This window comes from Chryseobacterium sp. JV558, from assembly GCF_033712365.1.
In the GTDB taxonomy this organism is placed as follows: Bacteria; Bacteroidota; Bacteroidia; order Flavobacteriales; family Weeksellaceae; genus Chryseobacterium.
In genome coordinates, this window is record NZ_WJHU01000002.1 from 590752 (window position 1) to 611984 (window position 21233).

Genomic DNA, 21233 nt, shown 5'->3' on the forward strand with positions numbered 1-21233 from the left:
TTTGGAGACAATGGAAATGCATAAAGATTTTTTTATATATCAGGCTCAAACCACAAAATTTGCAGCAGGTTTTGAAGTTGAAAAAGCAGAAGGAAGCTATATTTACGGTACAGACGGAAAAAGATATCTTGACTTTGTAGCAGGAGTTTCTGCCAATACACTCGGTCATTCACACCCTAAGATTGTGAATGCAATCAAAGAACAGGCAGATAAATACCTTCACGTAATGGTATATGGTGAATATGCACAGGAGAAACCTATTGCATTATGCAGACTGCTTGCAGAAGCAACTCCGGAGCCTTTGGAAGTTACCTATCTTGTGAACAGTGGTGCTGAGGCTATTGACGGAAGTCTGAAGCTGGCAAAACGATATACAGGGAGAGAAGAAATTGTATCCTTTAAAGACTCTTACCACGGGAATACTCATGGTGCTTTGAGTGTTTCAGGAAACGAAACCCATAAAAGAGAATTCCGCCCCTTACTGCCCATGGTTTCTTTCATTGAATTTAATAATGAAAAAGACTTCGATAAAATAACTGAAAAAACGGCTTGTGTTATCCTGGAAACCATTCAGGGAGCAGCAGGGTTTCTGGTTCCCGATAATGATTATCTGATCAAACTGAAGAGAAGATGTGAAGAAGTGGGAGCGCTTTTAATTTTAGATGAAATTCAGCCCGGATTTGGAAGAACAGGGAAGCTATTCTCTTTTGAACACTTTGGAATCGTTCCTGATATCCTGGTGATGGGTAAAGGAATGGGAGGAGGAGTTCCCGTAGGAGCTTTTATGAGTTCCAGAGAAATTATGGAAAGCTTATCACATTCACCAAAGCTAGGTCATATTACCACTTTTGGAGGAAATCCGTTGATTGCTGCGGCAAGTTACGCTACTTTAAGAGAAGTGCTGGACAGCGGGCTTATGAATGAAGTGGAAGAAAAAGAAAAACTCTTCAGAGAACTTTTAGTTCATCCTAAAATTAAAAATATCAACGGCAAAGGCTTAATGCTTGCTGTGAACCTCGGAACTCCTGAATATACACTGGAAGTTGCAAAAAAATGTATGGAAAAAGGGCTTGTTGTTTTCTGGCAGCTGTACAGAAATAAATACCTGAGGATTTCCCCGCCTCTTACATTATCTAAAGAGGAGATCAGAGAAGGATGTCAGATTATTCTTGATATACTGAACGAAAATTAAAGATAAAATCTCTCTGCTTCAGAGAGATTTTTTTATGCTGTGCATGATAACTTTATCCATTAAAAATTAATGGGATAAGGATTTAAATCCTGTGATAAATATCATACTGATTCTTTAAAAAAGTAATTGTTTTTTTGCGTAATAAAAAAATTAATTTATATATTGCGGGACGATAAAACAAAGATTATATGGCGAAACATAAAGTCCATTACGAATTTCCAATGCACTGTTTATCAGAGATTTTATACGAATATCTGGCAACTGCAGAAGGATTGTCTGAATGGTTTGCGGATGAGGTAACAGAGAAAGGCGATGATTTCTTTTTTAGCTGGGGTGGAGGTCCTGCTGAGAAGGCCACTTTGATCAGATATAAGCCTGAAGGTTTCGTGCGTTTCAGATGGGAAGAAGATGAAGGAACAAAAAATTTCTTTGAAATGACGATCACAATTGATGATATTACAGAAGATCTGGCTTTAAATATTACAGATTTCTGTGAAGAAGGTGATGAAGAAGAGAACGCAATGTATTGGGAAAATCTTATTGAGAACCTGAGAATAAAACTAGGTGCGGCATAATACCGGGCTATATTAAATGATAAAACTGATGAACGATTTATCGTTCATTATTTTTTTGTAAATAAATCACATCAAAAATTGGAAAATCAATATTTTACATCAGACGAGTTAAATGTAAAGAACAGAGCCTTCCTTTGGGGAGACTCAGTGAAGGTTTCTTTCTTTGTAAGAAATGGTGGGTTGATCATGGACGAAGAATGCTATTTTTTCCTGATGGCTTCCATGAGAAAGATGAGAATGAATATTCCTTTGACTTACACCCTGGAGTTTTTCCAGTCACTCTTTCAAAAAGAAATTATTGAAGGTAAAGGAGTAAAGAACGGAATTATCAATTTCCAGGTGTTCAGAAACAATGATGAAGTGACATTGGCAAAATCTTCTGTCTCTTATTTTTTCGAAGTTTTAGAAATGGAAGATGTACTGGCAGTTCATCAAAGACTTTTAGAATTGGATTTGATTAAAGAAATTAACGTTAATAACAACCTTCTGAGCAATATTAGAGTTCACTGTCCGGAAAACATCTACGGAGCGATCTATGCCCAGGAAAATGACCTTGATGACGTTATTCTTCTGAACCCAAACAAAAGAATAGCACGTACCACTGTTGGAAATCTTCTTTTTTTAGAAGGTGACGTTATTAAAGTACCGAAGCAGACCGAAGGAGCTTACATTTCTCCTTTGATGGAAAATTTTGTTACTTTTTTACATAAAAATAACCTTGCTGATATTCAGGAACACGAGATTATCGCATTCGAATCTCAGAAAGCTGAAGAGATTTTAATGATTTCTGAAGAAAAAGGAATATTTTCTGTAGGTAAGATAAGAAATAAAACTTTTGAAAACTCCCGCTTCTCAGAATTAGTAGAAGGCTGGAAGAAAAGTTTTAATCAATAAAAATTGACAAACCCGGTAAACAACAAAGTTCCAGAAGTCCTTTACCGGGTTTTATTCTGATTAAATCAGAAATTGTTTATTTATTTTAGTATTCGTTGATGATTTCAACAAATTTCTGTGCGATTTCTTTTTGCCCCTTTTCACTCGTTATATAATTCCTGTTTTCAGAATTATTGATGAATCCAAGTTCTACCAATACGGCAGGCGCTTTAGTTTCTCTTAAAATATGAAGATTACTCTCCGATATTTTACGGGCATTGAATTTCTTGTAAATTTTTCCAGCCAACTCCTTTGAAACATCAGAATTCTGAGTGTAAACTTCAAATGCGTTATCAGCTCTCTCTTGTTCAGGAGAAGTGTTGACATGGAGTGAAATGACCATTTCAGGATTAAGTTTATTGATCTGATCTGTTCTTTCGGAAAGAGAAGGATACGTGTCAGAATCCCTTGTCAGAATGATCTCATATTGATCCTGGCTTTCATTGATCTTTTGGATTTCTTTAGCAACGCTTAATGATATATTTTTTTCACGAATTTCACCATGTGTTGCCCCAAAATCATTTCCACCGTGTCCGGCATCTATGACAATGTATTTTTTGTTAATGGGAGTAAATGATAAAAATGCGGTAGAAAATATTGATAAAGCAAGTAATGTAATACCTTTCATATCAGTGATTTTAGTTTTTCAAAGAACGGAAAAACTTTCTTTAAAATTGGTTAAAGGAATCTTAAAGTTTGTTAATTGTCTGATTGATATGAAAATGACACATTAATTCAGCGAAATATCTTCAGGTGAATTCGCCCAAAGAAGAAATTCTCCTCCAAGATTCTGCATAATAGATTTCCAAAGAGTTTGATCATTGGGAAGTGTATAATCAAGATTATAAACATCTACTACCGTCCACATTTTTCTTTGAACTTCAGTATCCAGCTGGCCGGGAGACCATCCTGAGTACCCTGAAAATATTTTGATGTGTTCAATGTCCAGTTCGCTGCTCAAAACAGAGTTGATGATACGGTCAATATCTTCTGTAAGATAGTATTCATCTGTGATGTCTGTATAGATCTCAGTAACCCTTTTACCTTTTACAATAAAAAAGACTTTGTCGTTTTCCACTGGCCCTCCATCATACACCTCAATTTTAAAGTCAAAAAAATCTTTGAACTTGCTGCTCATCTGGCTGTTCTTTTTATTCAGAATCAAACCAAATGCACCACTTTCATTATGTTCAATAACCAATACTACCGATCTTGAAAAAATATCGCCGGAAATGTCAGGTGTCGAGATTAATATTTTACCTTTGTATGAGTGATTCATACTCAAATTTAATAAAAAATATTTATGGAAAACCTGCACGACAAAAGAAAAGTGTACGATAAATCCCAACTTATTGAAAGTGAGATAAAACAAAATCCAATGGAGCAGTTTAGAGACTGGTTTTTGGAGGCAAATGAGAGTCCAATGATCTCAGAAGCCAATGCTATGGCTGTTTCTACTGTAGAGGAAGATGGGTGTCCGAGAACAAGAATGGTACTTCTTAAAGCATATACCCATGAAGGTTTTATTTTTTATACCAATTATAACAGCCGAAAAGGTAAAGCAATAGAAAACAATCATAAAGCATGTCTGCATTTCTTTTGGCCTAATCTTGAAAGACAGATTATCATTAAAGCAGATCTTGAAAAACTGGCAGAAAACTTAAGTGATGGGTATTTTCATTCAAGACCGAAAGGAAGCCAGCTGGGAGCTGTAGTTTCTCCACAGAGTCAGGTGATTCCGAATAGAGAGTTTTTGGAAGGTAAATTAAAAGAGCTGGAAAAGGAATATGAAAATACAGAAGTTCCAAGACCTGCCAATTGGGGTGGGTACCTGGCAAGACCTTATGAAATTGAATTCTGGCAAGGTAGACCTAATCGTCTTCATGACAGGATTATTTATCAGCTTGAGGATCTGGATTGGAAGATTTCGAGACTGGCACCTTAAATGGAATTTAGAAGGTAGATTAGAGGTTGGTGGTAGCAGTTGTTTTAAATAATATACTGAGACACTGATTATATAGACTTTACAATATCAATAGAAGCGGGCTTTAGCCCGCTTATTTATTGTAATAATAACGGCTTTAGCCAAAACTTAATAATTCTTAACCGCTTAAAACTTCTTAATGGTTTAATTTCTACCATCATTTTAAATAAAAAAAGGCCGTTTCTAAGAAACAGCCCTTGAATTTTTTTAATCTGAATGATTATTTTTTCTTAGCACCTGAAACTGCATTTGATAAATCAGCTCCAGCTTTAAATTTAGCTACTTTTTTAGCAGCGATCTTGATCGGTTTTTTAGTTGCAGGGTTAATACCTTGTCTAGCTGCTCTCTCAGCTACTGAGAAAGTACCGAAACCTACTAAAGACACTTTACCGTCTTTTTTCTTTAAAGTAGTAGTTACGTTACCAATGAAAGACTCTAAAGCAGCCTTTGCTGCAACTTTAGTGATACCTGCATCTTTAGCGATTGCGTCGATTAATTCAGACTTGTTCATAATTTTTAATATTAAAGTTAGTTCGTAATTATAGCAAATATAATACTATTTTCTAATTGTGCAATTTTTTTATTAAAACTTGTAAAATTTTTTTGCTTTTCGGTGAAATTAGTTAAAATATGATAATTCCAATTTTCACGGAAAACCTACGTTACGCGTTACTAAAATCATGCCAAATGCTTATGTGTATTGACTTTAGCAAAAAGTTAATATTATTTTTTGTATTTATTAAATCCTAAATTAAGTATAGACAATTAATTTTTTTAACCATATGATTATTAAATTTATAAGTAATTCTCGGAATTCTTGTGTTTTATAAAATTACCCCCTGTATTTGTGGGAGTTTTTTTAATGATAGTAAAGACCTATTTTATTAATTTTTATTAGTAAATTCGCACCATGCTAATAGAAGTTTTCAAGTCTAAGATTCATAGGGTGAGAGTAACTGCCTCTGACCTTAATTATATAGGAAGTATAACAATAGATGAAGATCTTATTGAAGCTGCCGGTCTGGTAGTAGGAGAAAGGGTCTATATTGTGAATGTGAACAATGGAGAACGTTTTGATACCTACGTTATCAAAGGAAAAAGAAAATCCGGAGAAGTATGTCTGAACGGGCCTGCAGCAAGAAAAGTACAGAAAGATGATATCATCATCGTCATTGCTTATGCACAGATGACCCCGGAAGAAGCCAAAGACTTCCAACCGAAGATTGTTTTTCCGGATGAAAAAACAAATCTTCTTACCTAGTACATGGAGAAAATATCAAAAAGTCCAATAAAATCAATACTAACAATAGTAATATCGCTTGCTTTTGCAGGCTTTTTTTTATGGCTTGCCTTAAGAGGGCTTGACTTTAAAGTCATTCAGAAGTCACTGGCGAAAGCGAACTATCTTTGGGTATTGTTAGCATCCGTATTTGGCCTTCTTGCCTATTGGTTTAGAGCTATCCGCTGGAATCTGATGCTGGAACCCATGGGATACAAAATTTCAAATTCCAATGCGCTTTGGTCTATATCATTTGGGTATCTGATGAACCTTACCATTCCGAGAAGTGGGGAAGTGGCAAGAGCGACAACTTTATATGGAGTGGAAAAAGTACCTGTGGACAAATCTATAGGGACTATTATTTTGGAAAGAGTAGTGGATCTTATTTGTATGGCAGGTTTTTTAGTTCTGACAGGAATTTTTAAATTTAAAGCAATTCTTGCTTTCTACCATTTTGTAATGGATAAGAAAGATGAAAAGGAAGAATTTATTCCTAATTTTTTTGAGAAACAAATAATGAAGTTGGGGGTAAATGATTTTGATTCATTTTATCTGTATGTTAAAATTGCTCTGGGAATATTGGTTTTAGTAGGTTTAGGTCTTCTCTATAAATATAAAAAAGAAAAACTTATCAATTTTGGAAAAGGTATTCTTCAAGGAATAACTTCCATTTTTAAATTAAAAGAAAAAGGGAAATTTATCCTTTATACATTAGGAATCTGGATTTGTTATTATTTAGCCGCCTATCTGGTTTGCTTTGCACTTCCTGAAACCTCCGCATTTACCTTTGCAGACGGTTTCTTTATTATTGTAGTAGGAACATTGGGAATGATTATTCCTGCCAGTGGAGGTATTGGGGCTTATAACCTTGCGATGAAGTATGGTTTTATGGCACTCTTTATTTCAATAGGAAAAAGTGCTGATTTCGGAGGGGAAATGGGATTGACGTATTCCTTTATTTCTTTACCGCTGCAGATTGTGATTATGCTGGTGATGGGACTGATTTCCATTCCTATGCTGGCAAAAGCAAGAAATGCTGCTGTTTCGGATAAGGATTTCGAAAAGTAATTCAATACTCTTCTATACAATACAAGGTTCAATTTTTCAATTGGACCTTTTTTTATGGTAATTGGTGACTTAAATAGCTTTAATTGGGCTTTGTAGATCATTTTTTCCTAAATAAATTTGGTCAATTCATAAATCACTTCTATCTTAATGCGAAAAATAATCATAATATAAAACACTATGGCAATTAATCTACAGAAAGGGCAAAAGATCGATATAGGATTGACGAAAATGACGATTGGGCTAGGTTGGGATCCTAATGAAGGAACCGGCTACGATTTTGACCTTGATGCTTCTGCAATCATGATTGATTCTGACAGAAAATTAGTAAGCGAAGAATACTTTGTTTTTTACAATAACCTGAATTCTCCGGACGGAGCTCTTACGCATACAGGTGATGATCCCAATGGTAAAAACAGTGATGGTGACGATGATGAAGCAATCGTGATAGATCTTGATAAAGTAGATTCAAGAGTGGAAGAGATTCTTTTCGTAGTCACTATAGAAGATTTTGAAAGAAGAAGACAGAATTTCGGACAGGTAAGAAACTCTTACATCAGAGTTGTTGATAACCATTCAAACCAGGAAATTGCAAAATATGAGCTGGATGAAGATTTCTCTATTGAAACAGGAGTAGAGTTCGGAAGGCTGTACAAAAGAAACGGGAGCTGGAAATTTGAAGCTTCAGGGATAGGATACAGAGCAGATCTGGGCTTCTTCCTGGAGAAATATTACAAAGGACAAATCATCAAATAAAAAACACCCAAATACACAAAAACGATAACTATGGCAATTAATTTACAGAAAGGACAAACGATAGATTTAAGAAAGAATGACCGTGGAGAAAGTGTTTATGATCTTTCAAAGGTAACCATCGGTTTAGGATGGGATGTAAGAAAACAAGGCAGTGGATTCTTTGGGAAACTGTTTAGTAAAGAAGCTGAATATGACCTTGATGCAGTGGCCTTTCTCTTAGATGGTAACGGTAAAGTAGCGAATCTTGGAAGAACCGTACAGACCAATGACGGAAGACAGATGGCGCTTTATCAGGGAGATGTGGTTTTCTTCAATTCTATGCAGCACCCAAGCGGAAATGTATGGCTTACAGGAGACAACAGAACCGGAGCGGGAGATGGAGATGATGAGCAGATTATTGTAAGACTGGATCAGCTGGATCAGAGTTATCAGAAAATTGTATTCCTGGTTACCATTTATCAGGGAAAAACCAATAACCAGCACTTCGGAATGATCGAAAATGCATTTATCCGGGCGGTGGATGCTACAGGAAAAGAAATTACAAAATACAGCCTTTCCGGAGATTCAAGTATGAACGGGATGTGTGCAATGGTTTTTGCAGAAGCATACCGTCATAACGGAGACTGGAAATTCCGTGCTGTGGGTGAGCCGCATCATACAGATAACTTTATAGATATTCTTAAACAGCAATACGCTTATTCCAACTAGATTTTCAAAATTTATCAAACCAAAATAAATCCGGCGGAGGAAGTCGAAGACTTCCTCCGCCGGATTTAGAATTAATATTGTCGTATAATGAGCAGGAGATTATTAGCCTATTTTTTATTAGATACATCAGGTTCTATGAACGGGGAACCTATTCAGGCACTGAATAACGGATTCAACGGATTGATTAGTATGCTTCGTGCAGATCCGCAGGCAATGGACAGCCTTCATTTGAGCGTCATTACCTTCGATAGAGAAGTGAAAAATATTATCCCTTTAACAGATCTGGCGAGTTTTTATCCCATGGAAATTACCTGTCCGGATAGCGGGCCAACCCATACGGGAGCTGCATTGGAAATGGTTTCCGAATTGGTGCAGCGAGAAATCGTAAAAGAATCGGCGGATGCAAAAGGAGACTGGCAGCCGCTACTTTTTATATTTACAGATGGAAAACCTTCAGATATTCAGAAATACAGACAGATGATTCCTGTGATCAGAGGATTGGAATTTGGAGCCATTGTAGGCTGTGCTGCAGGTCCGAAAGCCGATGAACAGTATCTTAAAGAACTGACAGATCATGTGGTAAAACTAGATACCACAGACGCCATTACCCTTTCTTCCTTTTTCAAATGGGTAAGTTCTTCCATCACACAGGGAGGACACTCACAGAATACAGGAGAAAATATCACACTGCCTCCGCCACCATCGGAGCTTACTATTATTATTTAAAAAATTGTCTTTACAACATGAGAAGACTGCCTATTTATTTTTTAGTAGACATCTCCGAATCTATGGTAGGAGAACCTATTGAGCAGGTACAGGAAGGTATCGCCAATATTATCAGAGAATTAAAAAAAGATCCGTATTCACTCGAAACCGTTTATATTTCTGTGATAGGTTTTGCAGGAGAAGCGGAAGTGATTACTCCCATGCAGGATATTATCAGCTTTTATCCACCTAAAATTCCCATCGGGAGCGGGACGTCACTTTCCCAGGGTTTGATTAAAGTAATGGATTGTATCGACAGGGATATTGTGAAAACTACCTATGAAAGAAAAGGAGACTGGAAACCCATCGTTTTCCTTTTTACAGACGGAGTTCCCACTGATGATGCCACCAAAGCTATTGAGAGGTGGAATAACAAATACAGTGGAAAACCCAACACTATTGCCGTATCTATCGGTGAAAATACAAATTATAAGCTGCTCGGTTCATTAGCCGATAATGTATTGCTTTTCAATAACTCTGATGAGAATTCCTATAAAGAATTTTTCAAGTGGGTAACAGATTCTATTAAAACGACCAGCCAGAGCGTAACAGAAGCCAAGAAAGAAGGAATTAACCTTTCTAAGATCGATTCTCTTATTCTTGAGAAAGTAGATCCTGAAATGGAACAGAAATTCCCGGACAACAATTTTGTAGTATTAAATGGGAAATGTCAGGAAACTGAAAAGCTTTATCTGATGAAATTTAAAAAAGCCTTTGCTGAATCGAGTATTCCAGGAATGGCAACAAGATATTACAGACTGGATGGAGCTTATAAAATTGATGAAAAAGCCTATTACAGACTTTCTTCTAATCAGAAAACACATCTTAAAATCAATATAGAAGAACTGGAAGGAGGTACTTCATGTCCTCACTGTGCCAATCCGATTGCATTGGCAACCTGTTCCTGCGGCGGGATCCATTGTTTGAGAGGAGAAGGATACAGCAAATGTCCATGGTGTGGAACTTCGGATTATTACGGATTTTCCGGTGGAGGATTTGATATTAACAGAACCCTGGGATAATGATGGGGAAATTTTTCAAGAAATCAGCCTCTGAATCTAAACCGAAGACGATAGAACAAGCTGTCGTTTACAGAGAAAAAGAAGAATTTAAAGACGCTCATTGGATATTAAAAAATGCCAATGCAAAGCAATATTATGAATTCAGCCTTGATATGGACGATTTTCCGAACATAAAAATTCAGAATATCGGAAACCTGGAAGAAACAGGACTCACTTTTGAAAATAATACCCTATCAGGAACTCCGGTTACCAACAATATGTATCACCTGGATGTTCAGTTTTATCATATTCATGACCCAAACCAGATTGAAATAAAGAAGATTCAGCTGTTTGTAAACGCAGACCCAAAAGACTTATGGAAGAATATTCCCAGTGATACAAATGCAGTTTTCTATAAATCAGAAGAAGACTCTTTCAAAGGTTTCTTTTCAGACAAAAAAATTGTTGTGGCATCCAAAAGAGGACGTTCCCATGCTCATGAAGGGAAATTTCGTGAAGATGATTTTGCAGTAAATAACCTTCCTGGAGACTGGAATATTGTTTCTGTTTCAGATGGAGCAGGTTCAGCAACAACTGCAAGAGAAGGCTCAAGATTGGCAACGACAACGATTAATCAATTTTTCAATTCGCAGGAAATTTTACACGAAATTGAAAACAATATCAGTCGCATGTATGATATTGGATCTTCAAGGGAAGAGCGCTCAGATGCTGAAAAAAGCATCAAAAATATTGTATCGGAGAGTGTTGTAGAGGTTTATCAAACATTAGAAAAAACGGCAGCAGAACATTCACTGTCTGTAAGTGATCTGCATGCTACACTGATCTTTATATTACTTAAAAAATTCAGTTTTGGATATGTCATTCTTAGTTTTGGAGTTGGAGACTGCCCGATTAACCTCATCAATTCTGATTTTTCTGAAGTGAAACTTTTGAACCAGATGGATGTGGGTGAGTTTAGTGGTGGTACCCGTTTTATCACCATGAAAGAGATTTTTAACGATCAATTGTCGTCCCGTTTTCGCATCACTTGTGTGGATGATTTTTCCTACCTCGTGCTGATGACAGATGGTATTTATGATCCGAAATTCATTACAGAAAACAAACTGGAAGATACAGAAAGCTGGAAATCAATTTTTGAAGATCTGGCCGGAAATAATGATGACCGGACGAAAGCAGATTTTATCAATGACGAAAAAATTGATGAACAACTTTTAATATGGAGCGATTTCTGGAGCAGAGGAAATCACGATGACCGAACATTGGCAATAATCTATTAATACCATGAAAAAGACCATTAAGGTTGTTTCTGTTCTGGATACAGCCAAATCCTATGAATATATAGATGAAAACCCTATCCGGGGCGGCGTGAAAGATGTGTACTTTTCTCCCGATAAAGATTATGTGGTGGCTTTTTACCGCAGTCCGCTGGATGAAGGACAAAAAGAAAGGATCATGAGAATTGTTTCTACCTATCTGCAGAGTATACAGAACGGGAATACCTCAGAGTACTTTCTGAACGAAATATTCAGATGGCCTTATGACATTGTTGAAAGAAATAAACTCACAGGAATTGTAGTTCCTGTTTATCATAATAAATTTTATTTTGCAAAAGGATACATCGGTTCAGATAATATTAAAGGACAGGATAAGGTTGGGAAATGGTTTACTGCACCCATGTTCAGGAATCAGCAGTATCCGTTGAGATTAGATCAGTCGGAGCTGGGAGACTGGCTGAGTTATTTTCAGATTGCTGTCAATATCAGTAGAGGGGTGAAAAAGCTGCATCAGATGGGGCTCGCGCATTCCGATTTATCTTATAATAATATTCTGGTAGATCCCGTAACGAAATCTGCCTGTATCATTGATATAGACGGTCTTGTTGTTCCCAAACTGTTTCCACCGGAAGTAATTGGAACTGCAGATTTTATTGCTCCCGAAGTGTTAAAAACCAAACATTTAAGCCTTCAGGATCCGGGAAGACATCTGCCTAACCAAAAAACAGATCTGCATGCCCTTGCTGTTCTGATTTACATGTATCTGCTAAGAAGACATCCTTTGCGCGGAGGAAAAATCTGGGATCTGGATTCCGAAAAAGATGAAATTCTGTCTATGGGAGAAAAAGCCCTATTTGTGGAAGATCCAGAAAATCCTTCCAATCAGGTAAAAGCAGATCATCTCCGGAAATGGGATGCATTCTGGGGCGATCCTCAAAAGATTCCTTATACCGTAACCGGACCTTACATTTCAGGTCTTTTCAGAAAAACCTTTATAGATGGATTGCATGACCCAATCAGACGTCCCACAGCCAATGAATGGGAAGCAGCTCTGTTGAAAACCGTAGATCTGATACAGCCTTGCCACAATTCAAGTTGTACCGAAAAATGGTATGTTTTTGATAATACCAGCAGTCCTAAATGTCCGTTCTGTGGAACACCACATCAGGGAACATTACCGGTATTAGACTTATATTTCAAATTTGATGATGAGGTATGGAAACCGGAAAATCACAGACTGATGGTCTATCATAATCAATACTTATTCAAATGGCATGTTTCCAGGAAAGTGATACGTAACGAAAATCTGACAATGCAGGACAAAATGCCCGTAGGATATTTCACGTTTCATCAGGGAAGTTGGGTATTGGTAAACCAAGGTTTATCAGGAATGAAAGATATTACAGAACAAAAAGAAATTCCGCCCGGTTCTATGGTTGAGCTGACGGATGGTAAGAAAATATTATTGTCTGCAGAAGAAGGAGGAAGATTGATCTATGTGACAATGGCCAATCAGTAAAATTTGAATTAAATAGTTTTGTGAATAAAAATTTTGTCCAAAATAAGGACAGTAATTTTTATGATCGTAAAATATAATCTGGATCGTGAAAGAGAGGGGCGGAAGAGATAGTAGAAAGGCATAATTTTTATGAGAAACCATATCAGCAGTTCTTCTAGGTCACGGGGAAAAATATAATACATTTTATATTTTTTAACAACGATTTAAAATTCTTCCGGCTTTTAAATAACAGTTTTAAAATTAGCAGCCGGAAGAAAAAAGAGTAATATTAAAATAATTATGAGAATGTCTTAATCAGGTATTTATTCTTTAATCACGTTAGTTGTAGAATAGGTGTCATCAGAATTTTTTACCTTCAGAAAATACCTGCCTTTTACATAAAAAGACAGATTAATATTTTCTTTGTGATTATTTTTTGTATTGATTATTTTTTTAGTGAATAGTAATTTTCCACTGGCATCAAAAAGAGCAACCTCTTCTATATTCTCTTTTGATGTTATATGAAGTACATCACGGGATGGATTGGGAAATACCTTCATTCCGTTGTCGTTTCCTGATGTCTCACTTACTTTTAAAGCAGCAAATGTTAAATTGATCCTGCTGTTATAATATTTATTCTGAGTCATATTCATATGGACAAAAGTAAACATGGTCTGGGTCTCTGATGTCAGTTCCAGCTCATAATATCCTCCCGGCTGAATATTGATCGCAATATTGCCTCCAGGACCGCTTATAAAGCTGGTGTTTTGTTGACTGATAGCATAATTTAAATTGTTGGTAAAACGTATCTTATCTCCAATGACTACATTTTCGTTGATTTGATACAGAGAACCATCAGAATTGGCATTATTGACATTCAGTACAATTGTTTTACCAAAACTTTTTAAACTGAAAATGATAAAGGAAATCATTAAAATCCTTTGAAAAAGTAAATTTGTCTGCATTCGTTTTTAATTTAGTTGTTAGTATTCTTTAAGGGTTTTAAATCATTTATAATGATTAATTCACAATGCCTGATTTTGTGAAACGGCTCAAAGATATACAGGTTTGGAATGCTGAAAGCTGATGGAAATGAAATGCTGTAGCTGTTGAGTATGATACATACGCATAGAAAGGAGAGTACCCTTATTCTTCCTTTAGAATATACCGGATTATTCTGGAAATAGAGTACATGATAAGTAGCTGAATGATGATCAATTTACTGCAAAAACAAAAAGTATATGAGTAATTGGCTTGTTGATTTTCAGATAGTGGTAGAATTTATGTTTACAGAATACTGATAAAACTGAAATGGTAAATTTTTCAATAGGAACAGGCTCCAGCCCGTTAAAAAAATAAAATGCCAACGGCTTTAGCCAAAACTTAGATGATTTTCAAATTATTGTTTTTCAGTTTCCATAAAATAAGAATACTGATCTTCGCCCACAATTCTAAAACCAAGAGTTGTATAAAGATGTTGTGCCTTATTGGTTTTTAAGACGCTTAATGATACCGTCTTTCCAGCTAACGATGCTTCCTCCAGAATATCAGCCAAAATCTTTTTTCCAAGTCCCTTACCTTGTTGGCTGGGATCAATCTGAAGTTGCAGAACCTCAATGTTGGTAAATGTCCGGTCTACTTTTAACAGTCCTATGGGTTCATTGTTTAAAAGAATAATATTGGCTTTTTCAAACTGGTATAGAACTCTTTGCAAAGTTGTTTCTCTGTCAGTAGATAACCCTGAATTTTCATAATGAGGGTTCATGGTTTTCATTCTGAGGTTGAGAAGAAAATCAATATCAGTATCATCAGCTTGTTTATAACGCAGGTTAACATCCATATTCAAAAATAAAAATTAGATTCTATTTTAATGCAATTTTCAGTCCCATCTCTTCTTTCATGTACAGCAAAACTTCTGCATTTCCCCGGGCATCATCTACCGGATTGTGCGTGTGCTCAGTCTTGCGAAGGTGCTTCCATTGTGCAAAAGTATCTCTTTCCAATCCACAGTAAAGATCAGAAAGCCTTCTGGAAGAAAAACCGAAAGGATTCCGTCCGAGAAAATGATGAAAATACCAGCAGATAAACATCCAGTCGAAACCATTATTATCACTGATGAAAATAGGTCTGCCTTTGGAATTTGTTTTAATCCAGTCTTCAAAGGCAAGCATCACAGTCTGAGGATCATCAAAATTCATTGTTTCTTCCCTGCTGAAACCGGAAACGGCTAAAGCATCAGGATTGAATTTCTCAGAAATGGGTTTCAGTTTTCCATAAAAAGTAGTGTCCAGCTCCTCTGTGACAAGTACTGCCCCGAAACAGACCATTGAAAAATCACCGGGAATCGGCCCATCCGACTCTATGTCAACCATGATGTAACTCATTGGAAATAGTTTTAAGAAAACGAAGATATTGAAATAAGTTGAAGGAGGGAAGCCGGAAGAAGGAAGCTAGAAGTGATTTTTGTGCTGTAAAGAACTTTTATTTAAAAAAATAAATCAAATAATTTCAGGTGTTACTCGTCATCCAGAAACTTTTTTCTCCCGGCTTCCATTTTCCAGCCTTATATTAACTCAAAAAAGCCTCTTCTCCCGATTTTTATCTTCGTTTGCGGGATCAGTTCAATTTCTTCATCGGAGTCCGTTTTTTTGATGGTGTTGATTTGAACTCCTCCATTCTCAATTAATCTTCGGACTGCAGATTTACTGAGGTCACTTTTAAGATGATGACAAAGCTCTACTAGAGATATTTTGTTTTGAATATTCGTTAAAGAACCTATAGAAACAGTTTCATACACTTTCTCTTCAAAATTTTTATTTTGAAACTGATTGATAAAGTACTGTTCAGCATTCTCTGCTGAAGCATCATCATGGTATTGACTGATGATATTCTTAGCAATGATTTTTTTAATCCTCATAGGATTTTCGCCTTCTGTTATCCTGGAAATAAGAATCGTTTTTTCTTCCACCGAAAAATCTGTGGTCAGGTTGATAAATTCCTCAATCAATGCATCCGGAATAGACATTGTTTTTCCAAACATTTCATTAGGCTCGTCTGTCAGCCCGATAATATTGTTCAGGGATTTACTCATTTTTTCCTTTCCGTCAAGGCCCTTCAGCAATGGCATGCATATGACAATCTGTGCTGGCATTCCATGTACCTCCTGAAGCTGTCTCCCCATTGTACAGTTGAAAAGCTGATCCGTACCACCCATTTCGATATCACACTCAATTTTTACAGAATCAAAACCCTGAAGAATAGGGTATACCAGTTCATGCATGGCAATAGGAGTATTTTCCGTAAATCTTTTATTAAAATCGTTGCGGTGCATCAATTGAGCAACGGTAACTTTCGACAGCAGTTGGATAACCTCTGAAAAGTCAAGGGCATCCAGCCAGTCAGAATTGAAAACAATCTTTGTCTTCTGAACATCAATTACTTTGGAAAGCTGATTGATATAAGTCTGTGCATTATGCTGTACATCTTCAGCAGTCAGAGGTTTTCGGGCCTTATTTTTCCCCGTTGGATCACCAATTCTTGCCGTAAAGCTTCCTACGACTATAATGATCTGATGTCCCAGGTCCTGAAATTGTTTCAGCTTTTTTAGCACCACGGCATGTCCCAGATGGAGATCCGGAGCAGTAGGATCGAACCCCAGCTTGATAGACAGCTTTCTGTTTTCTTCTTTGGCTTGTGTAAGTTTTTCCTCCAAACTGTTTTCTGGCAGGATAATAGCCACATTTTCTTGTAATAAATGAATCATGTTGAATAGTTTTAAAATGAAAAAAGCCCGGACAGGTACTGTCCGGGCTCTATATATACGTGAGATTATTTTTATTGAATTACAGATATAGAAAGTCTTCCCGAACGATAGCTCGGAACGTAATATTCACTGAAGAATGGAAGACGTAATATACTGTTTAAGTGTTTCATTGTGATGTAATATTCAGGGATTTCCTGGAGAGCCAATATTTAAACCATTAAGACGTATTGCAAGGTTATAACAAGATTTGTTTTTAAAAAAAACTTAACCGTCCATCTATCCTAATGGCTTAAAATAATGGTTCAAAACAATTTTACTTGCGGTTTTTGAAGCTAATTTCATGCCATAAATCTCTTAAAAGCAAAATACAGGATGAATTGTTATTTAATAATTAAGGACATGCTCAGAATATAGATTTCTAATTTGATCTTTCCAGCTCTCAAGTTCTTCGGGAGTAGCTCTATCAGCCTTATCGAAAAATAAATGTCTGATAATTTCCAGTCCGGAGTAGATGAAAATTCCGTTATCCGAGGTCAACGTGAGAGCTTTATCCATTCCAGTTTGTTCATATTCTTCATGAGATTTTCCGTGGGTATTGATAATGACAGTTTTTTTACCTGTCAGAAGTCCTTTTTGTATGCCTTGGTCATAACGGTAGGCAAAGCCATAACTGAAAACACGGTCTATAAAGCCTTTCATCATAGCTGGAAGACCCGTCCACCAGATAGGATAAATAAAAGTAATCTGTTCTGCCCATGAAATATAGTCCTGTTCAAGTTGTATATCATCAGCTACCTTTCCCATGCGCTGTCCCTGCATATCAGCCAAAGAAAATACAGGATCAAAACCTGCTGCATACAAATCTCTCACAACGATTTCCTCATTTCTGGATTGAAGCGTTTCAACAACCGTGCTTAAAAGGCTATGATTTAAACTGTTTTCATTCGGATGTGCGTAAATTATTAAATGTCTCATTGTTTTTCTTGTTAAGATTAATGAGACAAAAGTAGCAGGATGTACTTTGCAAAAATTGTAAGAAAACGAAACGCTTATTTAGACTTTGGATTACAGATCTCCTGCTGAAATTTCAAATACTGAGCAGGCGAAATATTCATAAAATGCTTGAAATCATGGATAAGCTGGCTTTGGTCATAATAACCGCACTCATCAATGATGGTAAACCATTTCACTTTACTTTGTTTTCCGGTTTCCTCTTCAATGATTTTTACAGCTTTTAAAAAACGGTTATAGCGGTTAAGTTCTTTCAAAGAATATCCAAACTGTTCCTTCTGTTTGCGCTGAATATTTCTTTCAGTCTGATGAGTCTGTTCCGCAATAACTTTGACAGGATTTAAAAGATCATTTTCAAAACTGCTCAAAAGCTTGCTGGTAGTATCCTGATGCTGAAGATAAGGTTGGCAGAATTCAAGAATATGATTCACTTGCTCTGTGGTTGACCCTAATCCTGTCAGTTGATACCAAAGATCCGTAAAACAGTTTTCTTCCAGCAGTTCGTCCGGATGTCTTACCGATTGTTCAATGGATACCTTCCCAAAAAATCTGAAGAAGGCATCATCTTTAAAATTAGCGACCAGAATAGAACAGCCTGCCGGAAGCGTATATTCAAAAGATTGTCTCACAGGGCCAAATATTATGCATTTATCTACTGTGACGGTCGTCTTTTCCCGGGTAGACATCGTAGCACTTTCACCAAAACAGAATAATAAAATAGTTTGATAAGTGGGTAAGAGAGTTTTGGTAACAGATAGATCAGAAATATTTTCAGCAAAATAAAAATGGGTAAATACATTTTCAAATTCCTGAGGAACTGAAATTCTAAACTCATTATATTCCGTTGGTAATTCCATAAGTAAGAAATTATGAGATGAGGTTTTTTTCCATTTTATAATTGGTAAGTGTAATTCCTTTTACATCGACAGTCTGTTCCTGAACAACCTGAAAGCCTACTTTCTCAAAAAAAGGTCTGGCAGTTTTACTTACATCTGCTGTGAGCCGCTTCTCATGATATTGCAGAGCTTCTTTTTCAATTGTATTATAAAGCCTGGATGCAATACCTTGTTGCTGATAATCTTTGTGTACAAAAAACAGATCAATATAATTTCCCTGATCAAGAGTACAGAAACCCACAATCTGATTTGCACTCTCAGCAATTAAAACATACTGACTGGTCATCACATCCATCCATCGTTCTTCATTCTCTGCACCGGATTTCCAGGCTTCGAGCTGTTGAAGAGTATAGTCTTTTTTGCACACTTCATCTATAGTGGTTCTAAAAAGCTCCAACATTTCCAGGAGATCATTTTGAATCCCTTTTCTGAGGATAATTTTGGGATTATCGGATGTACTGCTGTTCATAAAGTTTTTGCTGTTCTTTGTTGAGAAGTGGATAGAAAAGATTCATCTGAAGAAGGGTGTAATGCTGTATTGCTTCTGCCGGATTAAGCTTTAAAATAAGCCTGTTGTGGGTAAGCCAGTTGTCTGCAATGATGAAAATCTGTTCAATAAGACAATCAACGATAAAATGAGGAACGTCTTTTTGGAAAATATGGTTTTTTTGAAGATCTGAAAAGATCAGTTGGAATTCCTCTTTCCTGCTGAAATTGACCCCTTCATACCTGGATTCTATTTCAGGAATCTGGTTAAGAATATCTATAAAATTGATAAATATGAAACGGTAAGAATAAAAGATTCCACAGGTAGAATAGGTAAACTGATAAAGATCGTCCAGTGTTTTGTTTTCCAGTTTTTTCATTTCGTTCAGCAGCTCATCCATTTTCAGGGTAAGTTCTGCGAAAAGGATTTTAATGATGTCTTCCGAATGCCTGAAATGATAATGCAGATTGCCCGCACTGATGCTGAGTTCAGCTGCAATATGCCTTGTGGTGATATTGTTATATCCCTTGTCATTAAATAATTCCAGTGCTTTAGACAGAATTTTATCCTTGGTCTTCATCTTTCAAAGATAAGAATATAAGAGTGGATATAAATCATATTTTAAAAATTAGAACAATTGTTCTAATTTAATATATTTGCATCATAATCTTATGATAATGGAAGGAAAACAAAAATTCAATTACGAATCTGCAGATAAAAACGAAAGAGAAAATAGAACTGATCCACAGGAAGTGATATCCAAAATACTTCAGGTTATTCTCGGGATAATAATGGCGGTGCTCCACATGTGATGAAAAGGATAATTTCACATTGGTTTCTGTTGGGACTGGCAGTTTGGGGAGGAGTTATTTTAATGAGGCGAAACGGAATTTACATTCCCATTATTAACGATCATTTTACAGATTTTATTACCGTTCCTATGTATTGTTATCTGATAGAATATATCATGAATTCTATCATAAGCTGCCATTGGAAACCGGATTTAAAATTTGTATTGACGTCAGCACTTTACCTGTCTTTTTTGTTTGAAGTCCTTTGTCCGAAACTATCAGCCCACTTTACCGGAGATTTTTTTGATGTACTGGCTTATTTTGCTGGAGGAATGATATACTATTTTGTTAGTGTAAGGCACTTGAATGTGCGTAAATAAAAAAGCCAACAGGTCTGCATCGTAAAAGAGACTGTTGGCTGTGGTATAGTTTTTATCCTGATTCAATAATTCTTACAATCTCAGTTATGCTTTTTTATCAGCAGCTTTCTTTCGATTATGTATACAAGACAATTATTGAATCCGGAATGTTACATGGGAAGGCGAATATTTTTTTGACTAATAAATTTTGAAGCTTTCTTTTGGTAGCTTTGCAAAAGACTTAAAATATTCAATTCAATGCACGACAAGCTTTTACAATATATCCAGTCAGGTCATAATTTTACCAGTGAAGAAACAGAAGCTGTCAAACAATATTTCGAGCCGGTTATGTTTTCAAAAAACACGGTGATAGAAGCAGCAGGGAAGACTCCTCATTATCTTTACTATATTGTTTCAGGTTATCTCAGGCTTTTTTATAATGACCAGAATGGTAGTGAAGTTACCACTCATATCAATTGTCCACCCGGATTTTTCACTTCTTACTCAGATTTTATCAATGGTACAGTTTCTGAAAATAATGTCGAATGCATCACAGATGCTGAACTTTTGAGAATTTCAAAAGAAAACCTGGACTATCTGACCGCTAAAAGTCAGGCAATGAAAGATTTCAGTATTTCGGTTTTTCAACAGTCAATTGCTTACAATGAAAACCGTTCCAGAGAATTATCCGTTTTGAATGCCGAACAGCGTTATCTGAAACTCATGCAGGACTATCCGGAAATTATTCAGAATGTTCCTATCCAGCACATCGCTTCGTTTTTAGGGATGAAACCTGAAAGTCTGAGCAGAATCCGGAGAAAAATAATTAACTAACAAAAGTCAAGTGGTTCCGGTATTGGGATGATGAACTTTGC

Annotated in this window: 25 protein-coding genes; 14 read left to right on the forward strand and 11 right to left on the reverse strand. The window is 36.3% G+C overall.

Going from position 1 to position 21233, the window contains the following annotated elements; translation table 11 throughout:
• Positions 1-16 precede the first annotated feature (16 nt).
• From GFU89_RS08435 to GFU89_RS08445, 3 genes are all read left to right on the forward strand, one after another.
• A complete protein-coding gene (locus tag GFU89_RS08435) occupies positions 17-1192 on the forward strand; it encodes an aspartate aminotransferase family protein (protein ID WP_318847162.1) in 1176 nt (391 codons plus the stop codon).
• Positions 1193-1380: 188 nt separating this feature from the next.
• Positions 1381-1767, forward strand: coding sequence for an START-like domain-containing protein (locus GFU89_RS08440; protein WP_034696870.1), 387 nt, complete (start codon positions 1381-1383; stop codon positions 1765-1767).
• A 78-nt stretch (positions 1768-1845) separates the two neighbouring features.
• On the forward strand, positions 1846-2661 hold the full coding sequence (locus GFU89_RS08445; RefSeq protein ID WP_318846706.1) for an aminotransferase class IV: 816 nt from the start codon (positions 1846-1848) through the stop codon (positions 2659-2661).
• Positions 2662-2746: 85 nt separating this feature from the next.
• Here the strand turns inward: GFU89_RS08445 and GFU89_RS08450 are convergent, their stop codons facing one another.
• Complete coding sequence (locus GFU89_RS08450) at positions 2747-3328, reverse strand: N-acetylmuramoyl-L-alanine amidase (protein WP_318846707.1); 582 nt, start codon at positions 3326-3328, stop codon at positions 2747-2749.
• Positions 3329-3430: 102 nt separating this feature from the next.
• Positions 3431-3979, reverse strand: a complete 549-nt coding sequence (locus tag GFU89_RS08455) for a YqgE/AlgH family protein (protein WP_318846708.1) — start codon at positions 3977-3979, stop codon at positions 3431-3433.
• A gap of 24 nt (positions 3980-4003) precedes the next feature.
• Here GFU89_RS08455 and pdxH point away from each other — a divergent pair, with 24 nt between their 5' ends.
• A complete protein-coding gene (gene pdxH / locus GFU89_RS08460) occupies positions 4004-4645 on the forward strand; it encodes a pyridoxamine 5'-phosphate oxidase (protein ID WP_318846709.1) in 642 nt (213 codons plus the stop codon).
• A 259-nt stretch (positions 4646-4904) separates the two neighbouring features.
• Here the strand turns inward: pdxH and GFU89_RS08465 are convergent, their stop codons facing one another.
• Positions 4905-5195: an HU family DNA-binding protein gene (locus tag GFU89_RS08465; RefSeq protein WP_002976900.1), complete on the reverse strand. Its 291-nt coding sequence runs from the start codon at positions 5193-5195 to the stop codon at positions 4905-4907.
• Positions 5196-5594: 399 nt separating this feature from the next.
• Between GFU89_RS08465 and panD the strand changes: the two genes are divergently transcribed.
• The 8 genes from panD to GFU89_RS08505 all read left to right on the forward strand — a co-directional run bounded on the left by panD (position 5595) and on the right by GFU89_RS08505 (position 13072).
• Positions 5595-5945 (forward strand): aspartate 1-decarboxylase, encoded by a 351-nt coding sequence (panD, locus tag GFU89_RS08470; RefSeq protein ID WP_047386679.1) that lies wholly within the window; start codon positions 5595-5597, stop codon positions 5943-5945.
• A gap of 3 nt (positions 5946-5948) precedes the next feature.
• Positions 5949-7031 carry a lysylphosphatidylglycerol synthase transmembrane domain-containing protein gene (locus GFU89_RS08475; RefSeq protein WP_318846710.1) on the forward strand — a complete coding sequence of 361 codons (1083 nt, stop codon included), beginning with the start codon at positions 5949-5951 and terminating at the stop codon, positions 7029-7031.
• A 177-nt stretch (positions 7032-7208) separates the two neighbouring features.
• A complete protein-coding gene (locus GFU89_RS08480) occupies positions 7209-7784 on the forward strand; it encodes a TerD family protein (protein ID WP_047378867.1) in 576 nt (191 codons plus the stop codon).
• Between the two features lie 30 nt (positions 7785-7814).
• Complete coding sequence (locus tag GFU89_RS08485) at positions 7815-8492, forward strand: TerD family protein (protein WP_318846711.1); 678 nt, start codon at positions 7815-7817, stop codon at positions 8490-8492.
• Between the two features lie 87 nt (positions 8493-8579).
• Positions 8580-9218, forward strand: coding sequence for a vWA domain-containing protein (locus GFU89_RS08490; protein WP_318846712.1), 639 nt, complete (start codon positions 8580-8582; stop codon positions 9216-9218).
• 17 nt (positions 9219-9235) lie between these two features.
• On the forward strand, positions 9236-10279 hold the full coding sequence (locus GFU89_RS08495; RefSeq protein WP_318846713.1) for a TerY-C metal binding domain-containing protein: 1044 nt from the start codon (positions 9236-9238) through the stop codon (positions 10277-10279).
• Positions 10279-11556: a PP2C family serine/threonine-protein phosphatase gene (locus GFU89_RS08500; protein ID WP_318846714.1), complete on the forward strand. Its 1278-nt coding sequence runs from the start codon at positions 10279-10281 to the stop codon at positions 11554-11556. Before GFU89_RS08495 ends, GFU89_RS08500 begins: the two co-directional genes overlap by 1 nt.
• A 4-nt stretch (positions 11557-11560) precedes the next feature.
• Positions 11561-13072, forward strand: a complete 1512-nt coding sequence (locus tag GFU89_RS08505) for a protein kinase domain-containing protein (RefSeq protein ID WP_318846715.1) — start codon at positions 11561-11563, stop codon at positions 13070-13072.
• Positions 13073-13374: 302 nt separating this feature from the next.
• Here the strand turns inward: GFU89_RS08505 and GFU89_RS08510 are convergent, their stop codons facing one another.
• The 8 genes from GFU89_RS08510 to GFU89_RS08545 all read right to left on the reverse strand — a co-directional run bounded on the left by GFU89_RS08510 (position 13375) and on the right by GFU89_RS08545 (position 19788).
• A complete protein-coding gene (locus GFU89_RS08510) occupies positions 13375-14016 on the reverse strand; it encodes a T9SS type A sorting domain-containing protein (protein WP_318846716.1) in 642 nt (213 codons plus the stop codon).
• 434 nt (positions 14017-14450) lie between these two features.
• The gene (locus GFU89_RS08515; RefSeq protein WP_318846717.1) at positions 14451-14891 is read right to left on the reverse strand and encodes a GNAT family N-acetyltransferase; all 441 of its coding nucleotides are present in this window, start codon (positions 14889-14891) and stop codon (positions 14451-14453) included.
• 22 nt (positions 14892-14913) lie between these two features.
• Positions 14914-15435, reverse strand: a complete 522-nt coding sequence (locus GFU89_RS08520) for a 3'-5' exoribonuclease domain-containing protein (RefSeq protein ID WP_318846718.1) — start codon at positions 15433-15435, stop codon at positions 14914-14916.
• Positions 15436-15614: 179 nt separating this feature from the next.
• On the reverse strand, positions 15615-16814 hold the full coding sequence (tyrS, locus tag GFU89_RS08525; RefSeq protein WP_318846719.1) for a tyrosine--tRNA ligase: 1200 nt from the start codon (positions 16812-16814) through the stop codon (positions 15615-15617).
• A 384-nt stretch (positions 16815-17198) separates the two neighbouring features.
• Positions 17199-17789: an NAD(P)H-dependent oxidoreductase gene (locus tag GFU89_RS08530; protein ID WP_318846720.1), complete on the reverse strand. Its 591-nt coding sequence runs from the start codon at positions 17787-17789 to the stop codon at positions 17199-17201.
• A gap of 74 nt (positions 17790-17863) precedes the next feature.
• Positions 17864-18682 carry an AraC family transcriptional regulator gene (locus GFU89_RS08535; RefSeq protein WP_318846721.1) on the reverse strand — a complete coding sequence of 273 codons (819 nt, stop codon included), beginning with the start codon at positions 18680-18682 and terminating at the stop codon, positions 17864-17866.
• Between the two features lie 10 nt (positions 18683-18692).
• The gene (locus tag GFU89_RS08540; RefSeq protein WP_318846722.1) at positions 18693-19190 is read right to left on the reverse strand and encodes a GNAT family N-acetyltransferase; all 498 of its coding nucleotides are present in this window, start codon (positions 19188-19190) and stop codon (positions 18693-18695) included.
• A complete protein-coding gene (locus GFU89_RS08545) occupies positions 19168-19788 on the reverse strand; it encodes a TetR/AcrR family transcriptional regulator (protein ID WP_318846723.1) in 621 nt (206 codons plus the stop codon). Before GFU89_RS08545 ends, GFU89_RS08540 begins: the two co-directional genes overlap by 23 nt.
• 231 nt (positions 19789-20019) lie before the next feature.
• Between GFU89_RS08545 and GFU89_RS08550 the strand changes: the two genes are divergently transcribed.
• Together GFU89_RS08550 and GFU89_RS08555 are read left to right on the forward strand one after the other, a co-directional pair.
• Positions 20020-20379 carry a hypothetical protein gene (locus GFU89_RS08550; protein ID WP_318846724.1) on the forward strand — a complete coding sequence of 120 codons (360 nt, stop codon included), beginning with the start codon at positions 20020-20022 and terminating at the stop codon, positions 20377-20379.
• A 237-nt stretch (positions 20380-20616) separates the two neighbouring features.
• Positions 20617-21192: a Crp/Fnr family transcriptional regulator gene (locus GFU89_RS08555; RefSeq protein WP_318846725.1), complete on the forward strand. Its 576-nt coding sequence runs from the start codon at positions 20617-20619 to the stop codon at positions 21190-21192.
• Positions 21193-21233 lie beyond the last annotated feature (41 nt).

Bases quoted from the DNA above. Each gene is read 5' to 3' on its own strand.
- GFU89_RS08535 (WP_318846721.1), bottom strand. From the start codon at position 18,682: ATGGAATTACCAACGGAATATAATGAGTTTAGAATTTCAGTTCCTCAG.
- GFU89_RS08490 (WP_318846712.1), top strand. From the start codon at position 8,580: ATGAGCAGGAGATTATTAGCCTATTTTTTATTAGATACATCAGGTTCT.
- GFU89_RS08510 (WP_318846716.1), bottom strand. From the start codon at position 14,016: ATGCAGACAAATTTACTTTTTCAAAGGATTTTAATGATTTCCTTTATC.
- GFU89_RS08435 (WP_318847162.1), top strand. From the start codon at position 17: ATGCATAAAGATTTTTTTATATATCAGGCTCAAACCACAAAATTTGCA.
- GFU89_RS08450 (WP_318846707.1), bottom strand. From the start codon at position 3,328: ATGAAAGGTATTACATTACTTGCTTTATCAATATTTTCTACCGCATTT.
- GFU89_RS08475 (WP_318846710.1), top strand. From the start codon at position 5,949: ATGGAGAAAATATCAAAAAGTCCAATAAAATCAATACTAACAATAGTA.
- GFU89_RS08545 (WP_318846723.1), bottom strand. From the start codon at position 19,788: ATGAAGACCAAGGATAAAATTCTGTCTAAAGCACTGGAATTATTTAAT.
- panD (WP_047386679.1), top strand. From the start codon at position 5,595: ATGCTAATAGAAGTTTTCAAGTCTAAGATTCATAGGGTGAGAGTAACT.
- GFU89_RS08540 (WP_318846722.1), bottom strand. From the start codon at position 19,190: ATGAACAGCAGTACATCCGATAATCCCAAAATTATCCTCAGAAAAGGG.
- GFU89_RS08505 (WP_318846715.1), top strand. From the start codon at position 11,561: ATGAAAAAGACCATTAAGGTTGTTTCTGTTCTGGATACAGCCAAATCC.
- GFU89_RS08465 (WP_002976900.1), bottom strand. From the start codon at position 5,195: ATGAACAAGTCTGAATTAATCGACGCAATCGCTAAAGATGCAGGTATC.
- GFU89_RS08495 (WP_318846713.1), top strand. From the start codon at position 9,236: ATGAGAAGACTGCCTATTTATTTTTTAGTAGACATCTCCGAATCTATG.
- GFU89_RS08485 (WP_318846711.1), top strand. From the start codon at position 7,815: ATGGCAATTAATTTACAGAAAGGACAAACGATAGATTTAAGAAAGAAT.
- pdxH (WP_318846709.1), top strand. From the start codon at position 4,004: ATGGAAAACCTGCACGACAAAAGAAAAGTGTACGATAAATCCCAACTT.
- GFU89_RS08520 (WP_318846718.1), bottom strand. From the start codon at position 15,435: ATGAGTTACATCATGGTTGACATAGAGTCGGATGGGCCGATTCCCGGT.
- tyrS (WP_318846719.1), bottom strand. From the start codon at position 16,814: ATGATTCATTTATTACAAGAAAATGTGGCTATTATCCTGCCAGAAAAC.
- GFU89_RS08440 (WP_034696870.1), top strand. From the start codon at position 1,381: ATGGCGAAACATAAAGTCCATTACGAATTTCCAATGCACTGTTTATCA.
- GFU89_RS08455 (WP_318846708.1), bottom strand. From the start codon at position 3,979: ATGAATCACTCATACAAAGGTAAAATATTAATCTCGACACCTGACATT.
- GFU89_RS08515 (WP_318846717.1), bottom strand. From the start codon at position 14,891: ATGGATGTTAACCTGCGTTATAAACAAGCTGATGATACTGATATTGAT.
- GFU89_RS08555 (WP_318846725.1), top strand. From the start codon at position 20,617: ATGCACGACAAGCTTTTACAATATATCCAGTCAGGTCATAATTTTACC.
- GFU89_RS08530 (WP_318846720.1), bottom strand. From the start codon at position 17,789: ATGAGACATTTAATAATTTACGCACATCCGAATGAAAACAGTTTAAAT.
- GFU89_RS08550 (WP_318846724.1), top strand. From the start codon at position 20,020: ATGAAAAGGATAATTTCACATTGGTTTCTGTTGGGACTGGCAGTTTGG.
- GFU89_RS08480 (WP_047378867.1), top strand. From the start codon at position 7,209: ATGGCAATTAATCTACAGAAAGGGCAAAAGATCGATATAGGATTGACG.
- GFU89_RS08500 (WP_318846714.1), top strand. From the start codon at position 10,279: ATGATGGGGAAATTTTTCAAGAAATCAGCCTCTGAATCTAAACCGAAG.